We start from the raw sequence: 18,953 nt of genomic DNA, 5'->3' as shown, positions 1-18,953 counted from the left end.
TTTTATAAATTTTACAAACACCATGGAATTAACCCTTCTAAAAAGAGTCATTCCATTTAGTCATTCTACGCATTTAATAAGTCATTAATTATCTGCGCCAACATCGCAGATAAAGGCTACCTGAAAAAGGTGAACTGACGCTTCAAGCCATTTGAGGCTTCTCTGTTATTTGCTATTTAACCTTTTCGAGCAAGAGGTAGTCTTGCCCCGACGCATTAAATAAAGGACAGAAACAGTACCAACGTCTTTATATGGCGTGACAGACTGTCTCTCATAATAGGATTAAATGATTAAAAGATACTCCGCATTTTTATTGCTTTTGAGCGCCAGCGCTCAGGGGAATACTTTGCCTAATATGGGTGACTTCTCCCCTATGAGCGAATCTCGTCGTGCATTGCAGGATAGCTCGCGTACCGTTCACGAAATAATGGATGAACGTCGCTACCAACAGTTAAAGAAACAAAACCTGTTGGATTCCGAAGCTGAAATGCATCACATGGCTTTACCTATGTCGGCGCAATGTTTACCGATCAATGGCGTTTATTTACGCGGCGTGACTCTATTAAAAAACAGTGACTTAGAATCGATCGCTACTTTACCTGAAAATTGCATCAGTAGTAACGATATTAATCAACTTACCCGTGAAATCACGCACTTATATATAAGCAAAGGTTACGTTACTGCCAGAGTTCAATTTATCCAGCCTAATCAGGATGGTGAACTGGGTATTAATGTCACCGAAGGTTTTATCGAGAAAATTATCGGTGGTGACCACTGGGTTAATAGTGATTTATTATTTCCTGATTTAGTCGGAAAACCGCTTAATCTGACACAGCTTGATCAAGGATTAGATCAGGCGAACAGGCTGCAATCCAATACAACTAAATTAGATATTTTACCCGGTAAAAAAGACGGTGGTTCTATTGTTCGATTGAACAATGTACATACCAAATCATGGCTTTTATCTGGAAGTATGGATAATTACGGCCAGAAAAATACCGGAAAATGGCTGGCTCGGACTTCTGCCAGTTATGATAGCCCATTGGGTTTATCTGACTTCGTTAGCTTAAATGTCAGTAGCACATTAAAAGATCCGCAGCAGCGCTATAGCCGTGCCTACACCATGCTGTATTCCATACCTTACGGTGCCTGGACATTTAGCGGATTTGCCAGTTTCTCTGATTATTTAAATCATCAGAAACTAGCGATTAATACCGTTAAATTAGACGGAAATACAAAACAATACGGCCTGCGTACGGATTATGTGTTTCACCGGGATCAAGACCAAATTGACTCACTGAGCGCACAACTTACCTACAAAAACGTTAATAACTATTTTGAGTCATCCAAGCTACATATCAGCAGCCCAACGCTGACGGTGCTGGAATTGGGTGCCAGTCATATGCAAATTCTACCGCGCGGCCTGCTTAGCCTGAATGCCACGGTAGAGCAAGGCATGCCGTGGTTTGGCTCAGAGCGGAGTAGTGGCCGCAAACCTGCCGGTTATCCGGACGCACAGTTTACCAAAGCCAAGGTTTTCGCCAGTTTAAGCCAGCGCTTTACCCTGTTTGATAACCCGTACCAATTGACCAACTCGTTCTACGGCCAGCACAGCAAAAACTCTCTACCGGGCGTGGAATGGATCAGCCTGACTGACCGCAGCGCAGTACGCGGCTTTAGTCATAGCACCCTTTCCGGCGATAACGGTTGGTATCTGCAAAATACGCTGTCTCGCACAGTTCCAGTGGGCAATACCACTTTTACTCCACGTTTAGGGGCAGATGTAGGGCGAGTACAGGCACGTCTTAGTCAGCAAAGCTGGCAAAGCAGCGCAGGCCTCAGCGCCGGAGTGACCTTCCGTTATCAACGGTCATTAATTGATGTGGAAGCCAGCCGTGGCTGGATTCTTTCCGAGCATAAAACCCCCGTTGATCCGGTACAGGTTCTGGCCCGTTTCTCGTACACCTTTTAACGATCCTTTTATTGATTAATAACACCAGTAGTTAACGTTATAAAAACGGAAATATCTAGGAGATACACGGATGAAAACTAAAAAATTCAAACTGTCACCCGCAGGAAAACTGGTTGCCTCTTTGGCGATTATTTTCGCCTCATTGGGTGCAGCCTACGCCGCCGATATCGTCGGGGCCGGTGACGCAGCCCATAACCCAACCATCAGCAGCGCTGCCAACGGCGCTGCGGTAGTCGACATTGTTGCTCCTTCAGCATCAGGTTTGTCTCATAACCAATACGATAGCTTTAACGTCAATAAACCCGGCGCAGTGCTAAATAACTCCTTAACCGACGGCACCTCTCAACTGGCCGGTCAGCTTAATGCCAACGCCAATCTGGGCAGTAACGCTGCAAAAATCATTCTGAATGAAGTGATTAGCCGTAATCCTTCTTTACTATTAGGGAAACAGGAAATCTTCGGCATGGCCGCTGATTATGTGCTTGCTAACCCGAACGGTATCACCTGTGATGGCTGCGGTTTTATCAATACCAACCGCTCTTCGTTGGTGGTAGGGAATCCGCTGGTTGAAAAAGGGGAGCTGAATGGCTTTAACACCTTCAACAATACCCATGCGCTCTCAATAGGCAAAGGCGGACTGGATGCGGATAGCGCTCTGGATCTGATTGCACCACGCATCAGCGCCGAAGGCCATATTTCCTCACCGGAGCAGGTTTATGCTCTGACCGGCGAAAACCGTGTCTCAGCCAAAGGCGAGATTCTCGAAAGCAGAAACACTCAAAAAGCGGGCGCATTAGACAGCTACTACCTTGGTAGTATGCAAGCTGGCCGTATTCGCCTGATCAGCACAGCCGAAGGAAGCGGTGTCAAAATCGGCAATGAAATCGATACCTTTCGTTTAGCTAACGGTCAGGTCACCGTTGGGGATATCGATGTTGCATCGAAAGGCAATCTCGAGTTAGAGGCAGCCAAATTAAAAGGCGCCGATATCAGATTAACGGGTAAAAACATCGTATCCAAAGGCAAAATCATCTCCGATAGTCACAGCCGTAATGATAGCGATAACTACGATACCTGGTGGAGCGGCAAATACGTTAACAACCGCGATAGCAGCCAGCGCCTTCAGGAAACCAGCATTTCAGGTAATGATATTTCGATTGTTGCCAAGCAAAACAATACGCTGACCGGCGCATATGTCCAAGGCCGCGATGTCACTCTGCAAGGCGCTAACCTCAAGCTAGATGGGCAAAAACTCACACAAACCGACGGCCATACTGATAATCGGGATCGTGGTGCCTGGCGTCGCAATACCAATAAAGAAAACGAGAAAGTTGAACAAGTTGGCACTGAGATTCATGCACATCGAAATGCAAAATTAATGGCTGACGAAGGCGATATCGTGATCAGCGGTAGCCAGGTCTATGCCAACAACGATCTCAGCATCAATGCAAAAAACGATCTGCATCTATCGGGTTTAACTGAATCACAAACCGTCCGCGAAAATGGCAAACGTAAAAATGACACCAGCAAATTACTGACGGGTAGCTGGTCCAATAGCACTACGACGGAAAATCTTAAAACCGCAAAACTCAACGCCGTAACCGGTAATTTAGGCCTCTCCGCGGGCGGTAATATCACCAGTAAAGGCGCGGAAGTTCGAGCTAAAAAAGACCTGATTGTCACCGCAGACAAACAAATCAATATCGATGTACAGAAAACAGCCAACCAGAAAACCGTGAAGAACGATATCGTGGTTTGGGGCGGTATCGGCGGCGGAGATGATAAGGATAATGGCAATAAGAAAGAAGTCAGCCATGCCTCTGATTTTTCTAGCAATGGGAAACTTCTGGTATCCGGTAATCAAGGCGTTAAGGTTACTGGTAGTAAAGTCACCGCCAAAGAAGGCGCATTCGTTGAAACCAAGAATGGCGGTCTGGTCATTGATAACGCCATTAGCTTAACCACCGAGAAAGTGGATCAACGCACCGGTACCGTTTTCAATATCACTAAAGATTCGAAGAAAGCGAATAACTCTACCGAGCAATCTACCGGTAGCGAACTGAAATCTGATGCAGATTTAAAACTGTTTAGTCAGCAAGATACGACTATCGTTGGCAGTCTGGTCAATAGCGCCGATGAGTTAGGGATTAAAACGCTGGGCAATCTGAATGTTAAATCAGCCGTTGAACAGCAAAAGATTGACGAAAAAACCACATCGCTGAAAGTCGATGCCTATGCCAAAGAACATAGCGATAAACAATATCGTGCCGGCCTGCGCATTGAGCATACCAGCGAAACAGAAAAAACCGACAGCACCAAGAATAAAGCGGCAACCCTCAGCGGCGGCAGCGTAAAAATCGAATCCGATAAAGACGTTACCTTTACTGGCTCGAAACTGGAAACGACCAAAGACGACGCTAAAATCAGCGGTAATAACGTTGCTTTTCTGGCTGCAGAAGACAAAACCACCAGCGACAAAACCAGCACAAAAGTTGGCGGCGGCGTTTACTACACTGGCGGTATTGATAAAGCGGGCAGCGGTGTAGAAGTTGGCTATGAAAATAGCAAAACTCACACTGACGCGAACAAAGCCGCGGCATCCAGCTCCAACGTAGCGGGAAACTTTACCGTTGAGGCAAAAGGCGATCTGACCAACCAAGGCACTCAGCATAAAGTGGGGGAGAAACTGACGCAGGAAGCAGCGAATGTGAATAACCTCGCAGCTAAAAATACCAAAAACAGCAAAACTGAAACGTTAACAATCGGTGCTGAAGTCGGCGCTAACGTTGATTACAGCGGCATTACTCGTCCGGCAGAAAAAGCGATTGATAAGATTGCTAAACTGGACATTCTCGGTGCCGCTAACGATTTGGGTGATATTGGCCTGCCGAACCTTGGTATCGATGTCGGAGCCAACGGCAGCAGCAGCGATGTCACTAAAAACAGCTCAAAAGCGCTCGTTACTTCCGTTCAGGCTGGCAGCGTTGCCACGAAAACCACAGGCACAGTGAAAGATCAGGGCACGCAATACGAAGCCACTAAAGGCGGCGTAACCATTGAAGCCCAAAGCCACACCAGCGAAGCGGCAGCCAATACGGAAACCGTTAATAGCCGTGAGACCAAAGGTAACGCAGATCTACGTGTTTATACCTCCACTGGCAGCGATATCAGTGCCGATGCTAAAGGCGAAGGCGGTACTACCCGTAGCGAAAAAGACGCCAGCAACGCGGTCACCGGCAAGATTAAAGCGGCCGATGGCATTAGTATCAAGGTCAAAGAGGACGCGACTTATCAGGGCACCTCTCTGGACGCAGGCGCGGGTAAAACCAGCGTCAAAGCCGGCGGGGACATCAAATTCGATCAGGCCACGGATACCAGCAGCGAGAACCATAAAGGCTTTAACGTTAAGCTTTCTGCCAAAGGCGGCAGCACGCCAGAGAGCAACAACTTCGGCATTGGTTTGGGCGGCGGTATAGACAACGGCAGCAGCAGCACTTCCGATGCCAAAGTGAGTCAGTTGGCGGGTAAACAAGGCGTAGAACTGGATTCCGGCCGTGATTTAACGCTGAAAGGCAGCCAGATTGGTAGCAAAGAGCAGCCAACCGGCAATGTCACGCTGAAAGCCGCGGGCAAGGTTGATTTGCAAGCAGCTGAATCCACCAGCAGCAAGGAAAATACCAAGCTGTCTGGCAACATCAATGTCGGCACCAGCAGTACCGATTCTGAAACCAAGAGCGGCGGTGGTTTCAATCTGGGCGGCGACGTTAACTTCGATAAAGTTGATGAATCAGCCACGACTCGTCAGGGTAGTAAAATCGACAGCAAAGGGACGCTGAAGATTGAATCCGGCAGCGATGACAAACAGGCTATCCATTTGCAAGGCACCGAAGTCACCAGTAAAGCAACGGTTCTGGATGCTAAAAAAGGTGGCATAGTGCTGGAGTCAGCGCAAAACGAAGAGAAGAAAAACAACTGGAATTTGGGTCTGAAAGGCAGCGCAGGCATTTCTCAATCTTATGATAAGAATGACAAAGGCGTAGTCGACAGCGAATCTGGCAAAGACTCTCATAACGTTAGCGCGGGTATCAACGTCGGCGTTGAGAAAAAAGATGCGGTTAAACAACAGAATACCAAGATTAATACCGGTAATCTGACGTTGAACAGCGGAAAAGACACCACGCTGGCTGGTGCCACAGTGACTGCGGATAAAGTGAGCGGGGATGTAGGTGGCGATCTGCGTGTCGAAAGCCGCAAAGATCGTGAAACCGGTGTCAACGTTGGCGTGGATTTAGGTTTAAGCCACACCAATAAAAAAGAAGATAATCTGGTAACTCGCGTTTCTGATGCCAGCCCGGTAGGGAAGGAAAAAATCAAAAACGCCTTGGAAACCAAAGCTAACAAAGCCTTTGATAAGGTTGAAGATAAGTACAATAAGTTCGCTCACAAAAACGACCCTAAGCAAGACACCACCAATGCCGTGAGCTTTAGTAAAGCCAACGATAAAGTGACCTTGCCAGAGAAATTGGTTGAGGAAAAAACTGACAGCGCGGTTTGGGATAAAGGCGCTCGTTGGGCGGGTAACAAAGTGAAAAACAAAGTCGTTGGCCCGGCAGAAGAAATTGGTCTGGATGGTCACTTCAAAGTTAACGCTAACGTGGTAAATAACGATGCCATTAACGAAACCTCAGCGATCAGCGGTAAAGAAGGCGTAACGCTGAACGTGAAAGGTAACACCTTGTTAAACGGCGGAAAACTGAGCAGTGATCAAGGCAAAGTTGAACTGAAAACCAAAGCTCTTGAGTTACAGGAAGTCAAAGGTAACAACTATCAGGGCGGCGGCGGCTTTAACCTTGCGCCAACCGTTTCTGGTTTGCTCACCGGCGGTGCGAAAGATGTATTGAGTGGCAACACTCCGTTTATTCAGGCCCATACCAAGTCTGAAAACCGTGATGTAAAGGGTGGAATTGAAGAAGGCAAAAAGGATGATAAGGCTGAAGAAACCGAGTAATCAAAGCTGAATCAAAGGGGTTTTAGGGACATTATCTGCGCCTAAAACCCCACCTGAACATGAAAAACCGGCGCTGCCTATCTGGCACGCCGGTTTCTTTTAGCACTCACACTCATTTATCAATCTGCATCGTAACCCAGATTAGGGGCCAGCCAGCGCTCGACTTCGGCTATCGGCATCCCTTTTCGCGCCGCGTAGTCTTCTACCTGATCTCGCTGAATCTGCGCTACGGCAAAGTATTTGCTTTCTGGATGGCTGAAATACCAGCCTGAAACCGAGGCTCCTGGCCACATGGCGTAGGATTCAGTCAGTTTCATTCCGGTGTGAGTCTCCACGTCCAGCAGCTTCCAGATTTGCCCTTTTTCCGTGTGTTCCGGACAGGCCGGATAACCCGGAGCCGGACGAATCCCCTGATAGTTTTCCCGCACCAATTCTTCATTACTCAGGTTTTCATTTGGCGCAAAGCCCCAGTACACCTTGCGCACCCGCTCATGCAGATATTCGGCAAAAGCCTCCGCCAAACGATCGGATAAGGCTTTAATCATGATTTTATTGTAATCATCATGCTGAGCATCGTAAGCCTCCGCCAGAGCATCTTCCTCCAGTCCACCGGTCACGGCAAAAGCGCCGATGTAGTCAGCTTTACCGCTGGTTTTTGGCGCAACGTAATCCGCCAGACAATAATTAGGGAAGTCATTTTTTTCCGTTTGCTGCCGCAAATGGTGGCTCACCAGCAGCACGTCATCGCGACGTTCATCCCGATAAATCTCAATATCATCACCCACCCGATTGGCAGGGAACAGACCCACCACGCCTTTAGGATGCAATGATCCTTCTGATGAGAGCTTATCCAGCATCTGATTTGCATCAGCAAACAGACGCTTAGCCTCTTCTCCCACCACTTCATCTTCCAAAATGCGCGGATACTTGCCGGCCAACGACCAGGTCATAAAGAATGGTGTCCAATCGATATAATTTCGCAGTATTTCAATGCTGGCTTCGACCTGCTGAACCCCAAGCTTATGGACTACCGGCGGCGTATAATTTTCCCAGTCAATCACCGTAGCGTTATCCCGCGCAGCTTGCAGGCTGACCGGCGGCGTCCGCGGTTTTTTACGCGCATGCTGAATACGGACGGTTTCATACTCTTTGCGAGTTTTAGCAATAAATTCGTCCCGTTGCGCGTCCGAAAGCAACGCCGATACCACCCCAACACTACGAGAAGCATTAGAAACGTAAGTGGTTGAGCCGCTGTAGTTTTGCTCAATCTTAACCGCCGTATGCGCTTTGGACGTGGTTGCGCCACCAATGAGCAACGGCAAGGTAAAGCCCTGGCGTTCCATCTCTTTGGCTACGTTAACCATTTCATCCAGCGACGGGGTAATCAGACCGGATAAACCGATAATATCGACTTTTTCCTCTCGCGCAGTGCGCAGGATTTTCTCGGTTGGCACCATGACACCCAAATCGATAATTTCGTAGTTATTACACTGTAGAACCACGCCAACAATGTTTTTACCGATGTCATGCACATCGCCTTTAACCGTCGCCAGCAGGATCTTGCCGGCGGTGGTGCCTTTCTGCTTACTGGCCTCAATATAAGGTTCCAAATAGGCCACGGCCTGTTTCATCACCCGGGCGGATTTCACCACCTGTGGCAGAAACATTTTGCCCTCGCCAAACAAATCACCCACCACGTTCATGCCGGCCATTAACGGGCCTTCAATCACTTCAATCGGTCTGTCGGCTTCCTGACGAGCCTCTTCGGTATCCAGTTCGATAAATTCGGTAATGCCTTTCACCAACGAATATTCCAACCGTTTCACCACCGGCCAGCCTCGCCATTCCGCCTGCTGCACCGCAACTTCATCACTTTTGCTGCCACGAAACTTTTCGGCGATATCCAGCAGTCGCTCGGTGCTGTCATTACGGCGGTTCAGAATCACATCTTCAACCGCATCACGCAATTCATCGGATAAATCGTCGTAAATTGCCAATTGACCTGCGTTGACTATCCCCATATCCATGCCGCTGCGAATGGCGTAATACAGGAAAACCGCATGGATCGCTTCACGTACCGGGTCGTTGCCACGGAACGAGAAAGAAACGTTGGAAACGCCGCCTGAAATGAGGGCGTGAGGCAGCTCGCCTTTAATATCCGCACAGGCCTCAATAAAATCAACGGCATAGTTATTATGTTCTTCAATACCAGTAGCAACAGCAAAGATATTTGGGTCAAAAATAATATCTTCCGGCGGGAAGCCGACGGTTTCCGTCAGCAGCTTATAGGCGCGACGACAAATCTCGATTTTGCGCGCGCGAGTATCGGCCTGCCCAGCTTCATCAAAAGCCATCACTACCATGGCCGCACCGTAACGACGTACCAATTTAGCGTGATGAATAAAGGCTGCCTCGCCTTCCTTCATCGAAATCGAGTTAACAATTCCTTTGCCCTGAATGCACTTAAGCCCCTTTTCGATCACGTCCCATTTCGAGGAATCGATCATGATAGGTACGCGGGCAATATCCGGTTCACCGGCAATCAGATTCAGAAAACGCACCATCGCCGCTTCCGCATCCAACATGCCTTCATCCATATTGATATCAATGATTTGCGCACCGCTTTCTACCTGCTGGCGAGCCACATCTAAAGCTTCAGCGTATTTCTCTTCCTTAATCAGCCGTTTGAAACGAGCAGAGCCGGTCACGTTGGTTCGTTCGCCCACGTTGACAAATAACGTATTGGCATCAATGGTTAAGGGTTCCAACCCAGCCAGACGGCAGGCGACCGGAATCTGCGGTAATGCGCGCGGCGGCATGCCAGCGACGGCTTTTACCATCGCGGCAATATGACGCGGCGTAGTCCCACAGCAGCCACCAACGATATTCAGAAAGCCTGATCGCGCCCATTCAGCGATATGCTCAGCCATTTCTTTGGCGTCCAGATCGTATTCACCAAAAGCATTCGGTAAGCCAGCGTTGGGATGAGCACTAACGTAACACTCTGAAATTCTGGATAACTCAGCCACATACTGGCGTAACTCATCCGGCCCCAAAGCGCAGTTCAGGCCGAATGACAGCGGTTTTACGTGGCGCAATGAATTATAAAAAGCTTCGGTGGTTTGCCCGGAAAGCGTGCGGCCAGAGGCATCGGTGATGGTGCCAGATACCATTACCGGCAGCACCACGCCCAAGGCTTCAAATTCGGTTTCTACCGCAAAAGTTGCGGCTTTGGCGTTCAGGGTATCGAACACCGTTTCAATCATAATAATATCGACGCCGCCCTCCACCAGCGCTCGGGTGGATTCGCGGTAGGCTTCCACCAATTGATCGAAGCTAACGTTACGGAAAGCCGGATCGTTAACCTTGGGAGAAATAGAGGCAGTTCGGTTAGTCGGGCCAAGCACACCGGCAACGTAGCGCGGTTTATCCGGCGTTCGGGCGGTCCATTCATCGGCGCAGAGTCGGGCTAGTCGGGCGGCCTCGTAGTTAATCTCTGCCGAGAGCGACTCCATTTGATAATCCGCCATAGCAATGGTGGTGGAGTTAAAGGTATTGGTTTCAAGAATATCCGCACCGGCTTCAAGATAAGCATTGTGAATGGCGGTAATCACTTCGGGCTTGGAGAGAACCAATAGATCGTTATTTCCTTTCAGATCGCTCGGCCAATCCGCAAAACGTTCTCCGCGATAATCGGCTTCTTCCAGACGATAGCTCTGGATCATGGTGCCCATGCCGCCATCTAATACTAAAATACGTTTTGCCAGCTGCTGGTGCAGTTTTTCTACTCGATTTGTCACTGTCGCCTCTTCGCCTCGATGCCCTGCCAAATATCATCCCAGCCCATATTTCAGAGCCGTTTAACCTATCGGAACTGCTGCAAAAGCCAGCAAGCCATCCTAGCACAAGTTATAAGGCTAATGAGTCGACGGGAAGTTGAGACTTTTTCAGGTAGAAATCTGCACACATCGGATGAGCGTTTTGGCCCATTAGCATGCATAATTATAAAACGAAAATGAATTCCATTATATTTCCAGGGAGCTGATTTATGACGATACCGATTCCCATTAAACGGGGAAAGAAAACAAAGGCTAGTGGAGCTACATCAGCAGCGGCTACCGGTCAGGTTCAATCATTGACTCGCGGCCTTAAATTACTGGAATATATTTCCGAATCCCAAGGTCAGGTTGCTCTGACGGATCTGGCACAACAGGCCGGTTTACCTAATTCAACGACTCACCGCTTGCTGACTACTATGCAACAGCAGGGCTTCGTACGTCAGGTGGGAGATTTAGGGCTGTGGACCATGGGCGCGCAAGCGTTTGTCGTTGGCAGCAGCTTTTTACAAAGCCGCAATCTACTGGCCATGGTACATCCGATTCTGCGGCGTTTGATGGATGAATCCGGCGAAACCGTCAATCTGGCGGTATTGGATCACAGCGATTATCAGGCGATCATTATCGATCAGGTGCAATGTACCGCGCTGATGCGTATGTCTGCTCCTATTGGCGGTAAGCTTCCCATGCATGCTTCCGGTGCAGGAAAAGCGTTCTTGTCGACTCTGTCAGATGAAAAGCTGGTGCAGCTACTCCATAAAAAAGGTCTGCACGCCTACACCCAACACACCCGCACGAATCCGGTCAGTTTAAAAGAGAATTTGGCGCAAATTCGCAAGCAGGGCTATTCCTTCGATGATGAAGAACATGCGCTGGGCTTGCGTTGTATCGCTGCCTGTCTGTATGACGAACATCATGAAGCCTTCGCCGCTATCTCTATTTCTGGGCCGGTTTCACGCATCACCGATGACCGCGTGACCGAGCTAGGGGCGCTGGTTATTCACGCCGCCAAAGAAATTACGCAATCCTACGGCGGCGGTAATCGCTAAGTAAAATGCCTCACTCGCGCGCCGCTAGTGGGGCAAAAATCACCCTATAATCCGTTGTGAGAAGCGCTGCTTACGCCGATAGGCGAAAACATCCTCCACATGCCCATGACGAATACGCTGTTGCAAACCGCGCCAGTATTCAGCGTGGAATAAATCCTCGTGCATCTCTTCAAAGCAGGCTCTGACTTGCGGATCGCTGCAAAGAAAATGGCGGAACTCTTCAGGAAAAACATCATTTGGAGAAACGCTGTACCAAGGCTCGCTAGCCATTTCGTCCTCCGGATAGCGCGGCGGAGGAATATCACGGAAATTCACTTCGGTCATATAACAAATTTCATCGTAATCGTAGAAAACGACGCGTCCGTGGCGCGTGACGCCAAAGTTTTTAAACAGCATGTCGCCGGGGAAAATATTTGCTGCGGCTAGCTGTTTTATCGCATTGCCGTATTCTTCAATCGCGTCCCATAACTGCCGCTCATTAGCCTGCTCCATATAGATATTCAGCGGTATCATGCGCCGCTCCATATACAGATGCTTAATCACAATTTGGTCGCCTAAATCTTCCAGTTTTTCCGGCACTTCCAGCCGTAGCTCGGCCAGCAGTTCCTGACTGATACGATTCTTATCGATAACAAAATTTTCAAATTCCTGAGTATCCGCCATGCGCCCAACGCGGTCATGCTCTTTAACTAACTGATAGCACTCCTGCACTCGCGCCTGGCTGACCTCTTTTTGCGGAGCAAACTGGTCTTTAATCACTTTGAATACCCGATCGAAGGACGGCAAAGTAAATACCAGCATGACCATGCCTTTCACCCCTGGAGCAACAATAAACTGCTCATCGGATTGATGCACATAGGTGAGATATTCGCGGTAGCTTTCGGTTTTTCCGTGCTTTTGACAGCCTATCGCCATATACAATTCGGCGGTAGATTTGCCCGGTAAAATTTCCCTTAGCCATTCCACCATCGCCGCTGGCAACGGGGCATAAACCATGAAATAGGAGCGAGCGAAACCAAACACAATACTGGCCTCGGCTTTGCTGGTCAGGCAGGTGTCAATAAATAATGCTGCCGATTCATTGTGATGAATCGGCAGCAAGAACGGATGTACTCCGTCAGACAATCTGAGCTTTCCCACTAGCCACGCCGCTTTATTACGATAAAACAGTTCGTTGGCAATCTGGAAGCGAGCGGTAGCCAGTTGCTGCGGGCTAAATGCCTGTTGGAGCGCAGCAACGATATATTCAATGTCTCTGGGCAGATTTTCCCAAGGTAAACGAAGGGGTAAATCATTCAATATCGTCTGCAACATCGCAGATAAACCCTGCTCTGGCGTAAAATCCCGCGCCAATGGCCGTGGAATATCGCGAAAACGTCGTTCCGGCTGGGAGCTGAAAACAAAGAGCTTGTCCTGAGTTAACTCACGGTGTTTAAACAGGCGGCAATAAACCGAGTTAAAAAAGCTTTCGGCTATTTCGAAACGTGGATAATCCGGCAATAGATCGGTATAGATAGCTTTTACCCGCGCCAGAAATTCGGCGTCAAAACTTCCGCTACCGGTAATGCGTTTTAGTTGCTCCACCACCAGTCCAACGTGGTGATCATAGAGATGAATTCGCTTTTTCATGGCTTGCTGAATCGCTTGCCAGTCGGCCTGCTCAAAGCGCTGCTGAGCGCCTGCGGTCACTTCCAGAAAGCGGCCATACTGTGCATCAAAACCCTGCAAAATAGTTTGGGCGATTAACTGCTCTAAGCTTATTGCCATGCTCACCTCCCGCTACACGGAACAGAGCCTGCATACGCAGGCTCCGGTTAACAATGATTGCTAGTTCGGCAGTAGGATTAGAACTGCTGCTCTTCTGTCGATCCGGTCAGCGCCGTTACTGAAGATTCGCCACCCTGAATGATATTGGTCACTTTATCAAAGTAACCGGTCCCTACTTCCTGCTGATGGGAAGCAAAGGTATAGCCACGATCCACCGAGGCAAATTCAGGCTGTTGCACTTTCTCTACGTAATGCTTCATTCCTTCGCCCTGAGCATAGGCGTGCGCCAGGTCGAACATGTTGAACCACATGCTGTGAATACCGGCCAGCGTAATAAACTGATATTTGTAGCCCATTGCAGCCAGATCTTCCTGGAAGCTGGCAATTTGCTTATCGCTAAGATTCTTTTTCCAGTTAAAGGACGGCGAGCAGTTATAAGCCAGCAATTTACCTGGGAATTTAGCGTGAACCGCATCGGCAAAACGCTTCGCCAGCGCCAAGTCCGGCGTAGAAGTTTCGCACCACACCAAATCTGCATAAGGGGCATAAGCCAGACCACGGCTAATCGCCTGCTCAATACCGGCGTGAGTGCGGAAGAAGCCTTCGGCGGTACGTTCGCCGCTGATAAATTCACGATCGTAAGGATCGCAGTCGGAAGTCAACAGATCCGCCGCATCAGCATCGGTACGAGCGATCAATAAGGTCGGTACACCCAATACGTCCGCCGCCAAGCGCGCAGCAACCAGTTTCTGAATAGCTTCCTGAGTTGGTACCAATACCTTGCCGCCCATGTGCCCACATTTCTTCACTGCCGCCAGCTGATCTTCGAAGTGAACGCCCGCTGCACCGGCTTCAATCATGGCTTTCATCAGTTCAAAAGCATTTAACACACCGCCAAAACCAGCTTCCGCATCAGCCACAATCGGCAGGAAATAATCGGTATAACCTTGAGTACCCGGCTCGATATTATTCGACCATTGGATTTGGTCAGCTCGGCGGAAACTGTTATTAATGCGTTTAACTACGGCAGGAACCGAATCTACCGGATATAAAGACTGGTCCGGATACATGCTGGATGCGGTATTGGCATCTGCCGCGACCTGCCAACCGGACAAATAAATAGCTTCCACACCGGCTTTAGCCTGCTGCAAAGCCTGACCGCCGGTTAATGCGCCCAAACAGTTGATGTAGCCTTTACGAGCGCCACCATGCAATAAATCCCACAGTTTTTGCGCACCGTGCTGCGCCAGCGTGCATTCTGGATTGACCGAGCCGCGCAATTTAATCACTTCTTCAGCGCTGTAAGGACGGGTAATCCCTTCCCAGCGCGCTGATTTCCAGTCTTGTTCCAATTGCTTGATTTGTTGAGCACGAGAGGTAGTCATTGTTCTTATCCTTATTATTAATTTGTAGGGTTATGCCAGCAGCGCGTAGCCAGGCAGGGTCAGGAAGTCGATCAGCTCGTCTTGTGTTGTTATACGTTCCATCAACTGAGCGGCTTCTTTAAAGCGGCCGGAATCAAAGCGTTCGGAACCAAGCTCTTGCTTAACAACCTGCATTTCTTCACTCAACATTGTGCGGAACAATTCTTTAGTGACTTTTTTCCCGTTACTCAGGGATTTTTGGTGGTGAATCCATTGCCAAATAGAGGTACGGGATATCTCAGCCGTCGCAGCATCTTCCATCAGTCCATAGATAGGTACGCAGCCGTTACCGGAGATCCAGGCTTCAATGTATTGCACCGCCACGCGGATATTGGCGCGCATACCTTCTTCGGTTCTTTCACCAGAACAGGGCTCTAGCAATTCAGCGGCGGTAATAGGTTTATCCTGTGCACGACTCACTTCCAATTGATTCGGACGATTCCCTAATACGCGATTAAATACTTCCATCACCGTATCTGCCAACCCCGGATGCGCAACCCAGGTGCCATCGTGGCCATTAGTGGCTTCCAATTCTTTATCGGCTCGGACTTTATCCAACACCCAAGCGTTCTTCTCTGCGTCTTTACTCGGAATAAAGGCCGCCATTCCCCCCATAGCCAACGCACCGCGCTTATGGCAGGTTTTTATCAGCAGGCGAGAGTATGAGCTGAGGAAAGGTTGAGTCATGGTGACGGATTGACGATCGGGCAAAACGCGATCGCTATGATTCTTCAATGTTTTGATATAGCTGAAAATGTAATCCCAGCGTCCGCAGTTAAGGCCAACAATGTGGTGACGCAGGTGATATAGGATTTCGTCCATCTGAAACACTGCAGGCAATGTTTCGATTAATACCGTGGCTTTAATGGTTCCCTGCGGCAAACCAAAGCGCTGTTCCGTAAAGGTAAAGACGTCGCTCCACCAGGCAGCTTCTTGGTAGGACTGCATTTTGGGCAGATAGAAATAAGGGCCACTACCATTCGCCAGCAGGTGTTCATAATTATGTAAGAAATAAAGGGCGAAATCGAACAGACCACCAGAGATAGCTTCTCCCTGATAAGTCACGTGTTTTTCAGGTAAATGCAGGCCGCGCACTCGCGCAATCAAAACCGCCGGATTTGGTTTTAGCTGGTAAATCTTGCCTGATTCATTGGTATAAGAAATAGTTCCTTTCACCGCATCATGCAGGTTAATTTGACCTTCAATCACTTTATCCCAACTCGGTGCCAGCGAATCTTCAAAATCTGCCATGAAGACTTTCACATTAGCATTCAGCGCGTTAATCACCATTTTGCGCTCTACCGGGCCGGTTATCTCAACCCGACGATCCTGTAAATCAGCAGGGATATTCTGAATTTTCCAGTCACCATTGCGAATGGAAGTGGTTTCCGAAATAAAGTCCGGCAATCCGCCATTATCAATGCCATGTTGCCATTTCTCGCGTGCAGCAAGGAGTTGACAGCGACGTTCTGAGAATTCAGCAACTAATTCCGTTAAAAACTCGATGGCCTGAGCGGTCAATACCTGACGCTCCGCAGTGGAAAACTTCTGCGTGAAGACTAACTCCGTGCCTACTAACTGTTGTGTCATTACCCTTTCCTCATCCCAATCTGACGGCATATACACCAACGCACAAGCGGCGTACTTACCGCCTGAGACGCATTTTATGAGTCATTGGCGGCAAGATTTTCTGGTCGTTTTTCACCCCAACAGATTTAAGAATAATCAATTAATCATGAAAATCAAAAACGATTTCCATTTTTATATTAAATATTTATTTAATCTTTATTTATCAATTGATTAACACAAATAACAAAATACACACTTCAGGAAAGGCATTCCATAAATGACAAAATCCCGTTGTAACATATTGTTTAATATAGAGATTAGACCAGTTGGAAAGGGATTGTTTATGCAGAATAGCAGAAGAAATGGTTAGGCGGCATCGATTCAGCCGCCATATAAAGATGAAATCAGTCGAGAGTCGGGTTCATTTGACGTAGATCGAACGGCGTAATCTGATAGACATAATAATTGAGCCAATTGGCAAATAATAAGTGTCCATGGCTACGCCATGAGGCTAATGGGCGCTGCGTAGGATCATTCTGTGGGAAGTAATTCAGTGGGACAGCAGGTTCCAGACCCGCAGCCCGATCCCGCGCATATTCCCCTGCCAGCGTATCCACATCGTATTCCGGATGGCCGGTAACGAAAGCGACTCTTTTATCCTTACTGGCAAACAGATAAGCACCGGCCTCATCGGAAGCCGCCAGAATATCCAGATCGGTGTATTGCTGCAAAATCTCAATCGGAAAATCTGCATAACGGGAATGAGGGGCAAAGAAGCTTTCATCAAAACCACGGGTCAATAACGCCAAAGGTTTCAGGGTTTGATGGCGATAAATCCCAGACAATTTTTCCTTACGAGTTAGTTTGGGAATCCCATAGAGAATGTTTAAGGCGGCCTGCACTGCCCAGCAGACAAATAGCGTTGATGTCACATGATCCTTGGCCCAGGTGATAATGCGTTCTATCTGCGGCCAATAGGCAACATCGCTGAAATCCACTAACCCAAGAGGAGCGCCGGTTACGATAAGTCCATCAAAATTCTGATTTTTAATCTCTTCAAAATCGCAATAGAAGTTATTCAGATGCTCCGCTGGCGTATTTTTCGATTCGCGGCTATCCACTCGTAGCAATTGAATATCCACTTGCAGGGGCGAGTTCGACAGTAAACGTAAAAACTGATTTTCCGTTTCTATCTTCTTAGGCATTAGATTCAGCACCAATACTTTTAGCGGTCGAATTTCCTGAGTTTTAGCTCTTGATGAAGTCATCACAAAAACATTCTCATTACGCAAGAAACTCACCGCAGGTAGTTCATCAGGGACCCGAATTGGCATGCCTACATCCTCAATATATCCGTTTATACGTTTAGACTTCCAGACACCTGAAGATAACTTTTTCCAAATACAAAGTCGAGTGATCAACAACAACCTGAAAATGTTTCATTGCGGTATTAAACCAATGCGCTGCTGTCCTTTACTTCCGCAGCGCGGCCTCGCATTTAGCCTGATTGCAAAATCACCCTCAATGATAGGAACAAATAACCAAAAAACATAAATATTATTTAGCTATTGGCGCACCAGTGAAATTGGTTAACATCGTATAAAACTGACTAATCATGCATATTAACAACAATAAATAGACAAAATCAGTGAGTTATGGTGATTATGTTGGCAATATTGCATCATCAAAGGCGATACAGCCACTCAATATCCTAGCACCGGATTAATTAAAATAATTAATGCAGTTATTCTGGGCGCCAGAGAGTGACTCGTTACTTATAAAACCAAGGAAGTATTAAGATCTCACCAATGGCTCTATTTTATAAAGGTTTATATTTATAAGGTTGCTAGATTGTGGCGACAAGTGACGCCGATAAATCGAGGAAACTACTCAGAGAGTACTATATAGATTTAGAGAAAGTTAAAATAGGTGCGTATTACTGCTGATATTTTGACAAATTTCAGATACAAAAAAGGCCATCCGTTAGGATGGCCTCGTTTGTTTATTTGATACCTGGCAGTGTCCTACTCTCGCATGGGGAGACCCCACACTACCATCGGCGCTACGGCGTTTCACTTCTGAGTTCGGCATGGGGTCAGGTGGGACCACCGCGCTATTACCGCCAGGTAAATTCTTTTCTAAGTGCCGAACTTAAACCCATATAACTGGTGCTGATACCCAGAGTCGAACTGGGGACCTCACCCTTACCAAGGGTGCGCTCTACCAACTGAGCCATATCAGCACAACTAAATTTGATGCCTGGCAGTGTCCTACTCTCGCATGGGGAGACCCCACACTACCATCGGCGCTACGGCGTTTCACTTCTGA

At 48.1% G+C, this 18,953-nt stretch carries 8 protein-coding genes, 1 tRNA gene and 1 rRNA gene; 3 read left to right on the top strand and 7 right to left on the bottom strand.

What is annotated here, in order from left to right; translation table 11 throughout:
- The first annotated feature begins 286 nt into the window (after nucleotides 1-286).
- A complete protein-coding gene (locus tag DBA33_RS03800) occupies nucleotides 287-1,972 on the top strand; it encodes a ShlB/FhaC/HecB family hemolysin secretion/activation protein (RefSeq protein WP_064515534.1) in 1,686 nt (561 codons plus the stop codon).
- A gap of 70 nt (nucleotides 1,973-2,042) precedes the next feature.
- Entirely contained in the window at nucleotides 2,043-6,980 is a 4,938-nt protein-coding gene (locus tag DBA33_RS03795; protein WP_064515536.1) for a hemagglutinin repeat-containing protein, read from the top strand.
- A 119-nt stretch (nucleotides 6,981-7,099) separates the two neighbouring features.
- Here the strand turns inward: DBA33_RS03795 and metH are convergent, their stop codons facing one another.
- Nucleotides 7,100-10,780, bottom strand: coding sequence for a methionine synthase (gene metH / locus DBA33_RS03790; RefSeq protein WP_120805608.1), 3,681 nt, complete (start codon nucleotides 10,778-10,780; stop codon nucleotides 7,100-7,102).
- 248 nt (nucleotides 10,781-11,028) lie between these two features.
- Between metH and iclR the strand changes: the two genes are divergently transcribed.
- Nucleotides 11,029-11,865, top strand: coding sequence for a glyoxylate bypass operon transcriptional repressor IclR (gene iclR / locus DBA33_RS03785; RefSeq protein ID WP_064515540.1), 837 nt, complete (start codon nucleotides 11,029-11,031; stop codon nucleotides 11,863-11,865).
- Nucleotides 11,866-11,904: 39 nt separating this feature from the next.
- On the opposite strand, the gene aceK is transcribed toward iclR, so the two are convergent.
- From aceK to DBA33_RS03755, 6 genes are all read right to left on the bottom strand, one after another.
- Complete coding sequence (aceK, locus tag DBA33_RS03780) at nucleotides 11,905-13,632, bottom strand: bifunctional isocitrate dehydrogenase kinase/phosphatase (RefSeq protein WP_064515542.1); 1,728 nt, start codon at nucleotides 13,630-13,632, stop codon at nucleotides 11,905-11,907.
- A gap of 77 nt (nucleotides 13,633-13,709) precedes the next feature.
- Nucleotides 13,710-15,017 (bottom strand): isocitrate lyase, encoded by a 1,308-nt coding sequence (aceA, locus tag DBA33_RS03775; protein ID WP_064515544.1) that lies wholly within the window; start codon nucleotides 15,015-15,017, stop codon nucleotides 13,710-13,712.
- A gap of 30 nt (nucleotides 15,018-15,047) precedes the next feature.
- Entirely contained in the window at nucleotides 15,048-16,646 is a 1,599-nt protein-coding gene (gene aceB, locus DBA33_RS03770; RefSeq protein ID WP_120805606.1) for a malate synthase A, read from the bottom strand.
- A 383-nt stretch (nucleotides 16,647-17,029) separates the two neighbouring features.
- Complete coding sequence (gene metA / locus DBA33_RS03765; RefSeq protein WP_064515549.1) at nucleotides 17,030-17,959, bottom strand: homoserine O-succinyltransferase; 930 nt, start codon at nucleotides 17,957-17,959, stop codon at nucleotides 17,030-17,032.
- A 677-nt stretch (nucleotides 17,960-18,636) separates the two neighbouring features.
- Nucleotides 18,637-18,752 (bottom strand): 5S ribosomal RNA (rrf, locus tag DBA33_RS03760).
- Between the two features lie 39 nt (nucleotides 18,753-18,791).
- Nucleotides 18,792-18,867: transfer RNA gene (locus DBA33_RS03755), tRNA-Thr, on the bottom strand.
- Nucleotides 18,868-18,953 lie beyond the last annotated feature (86 nt).

The organism is Yersinia sp. IP36721, from assembly GCF_003634395.1.
GTDB lineage: Bacteria > Pseudomonadota > Gammaproteobacteria > Enterobacterales > Enterobacteriaceae > Yersinia > Yersinia entomophaga.
This window is presented reverse-complemented; position numbering and strand designations above follow the sequence as displayed.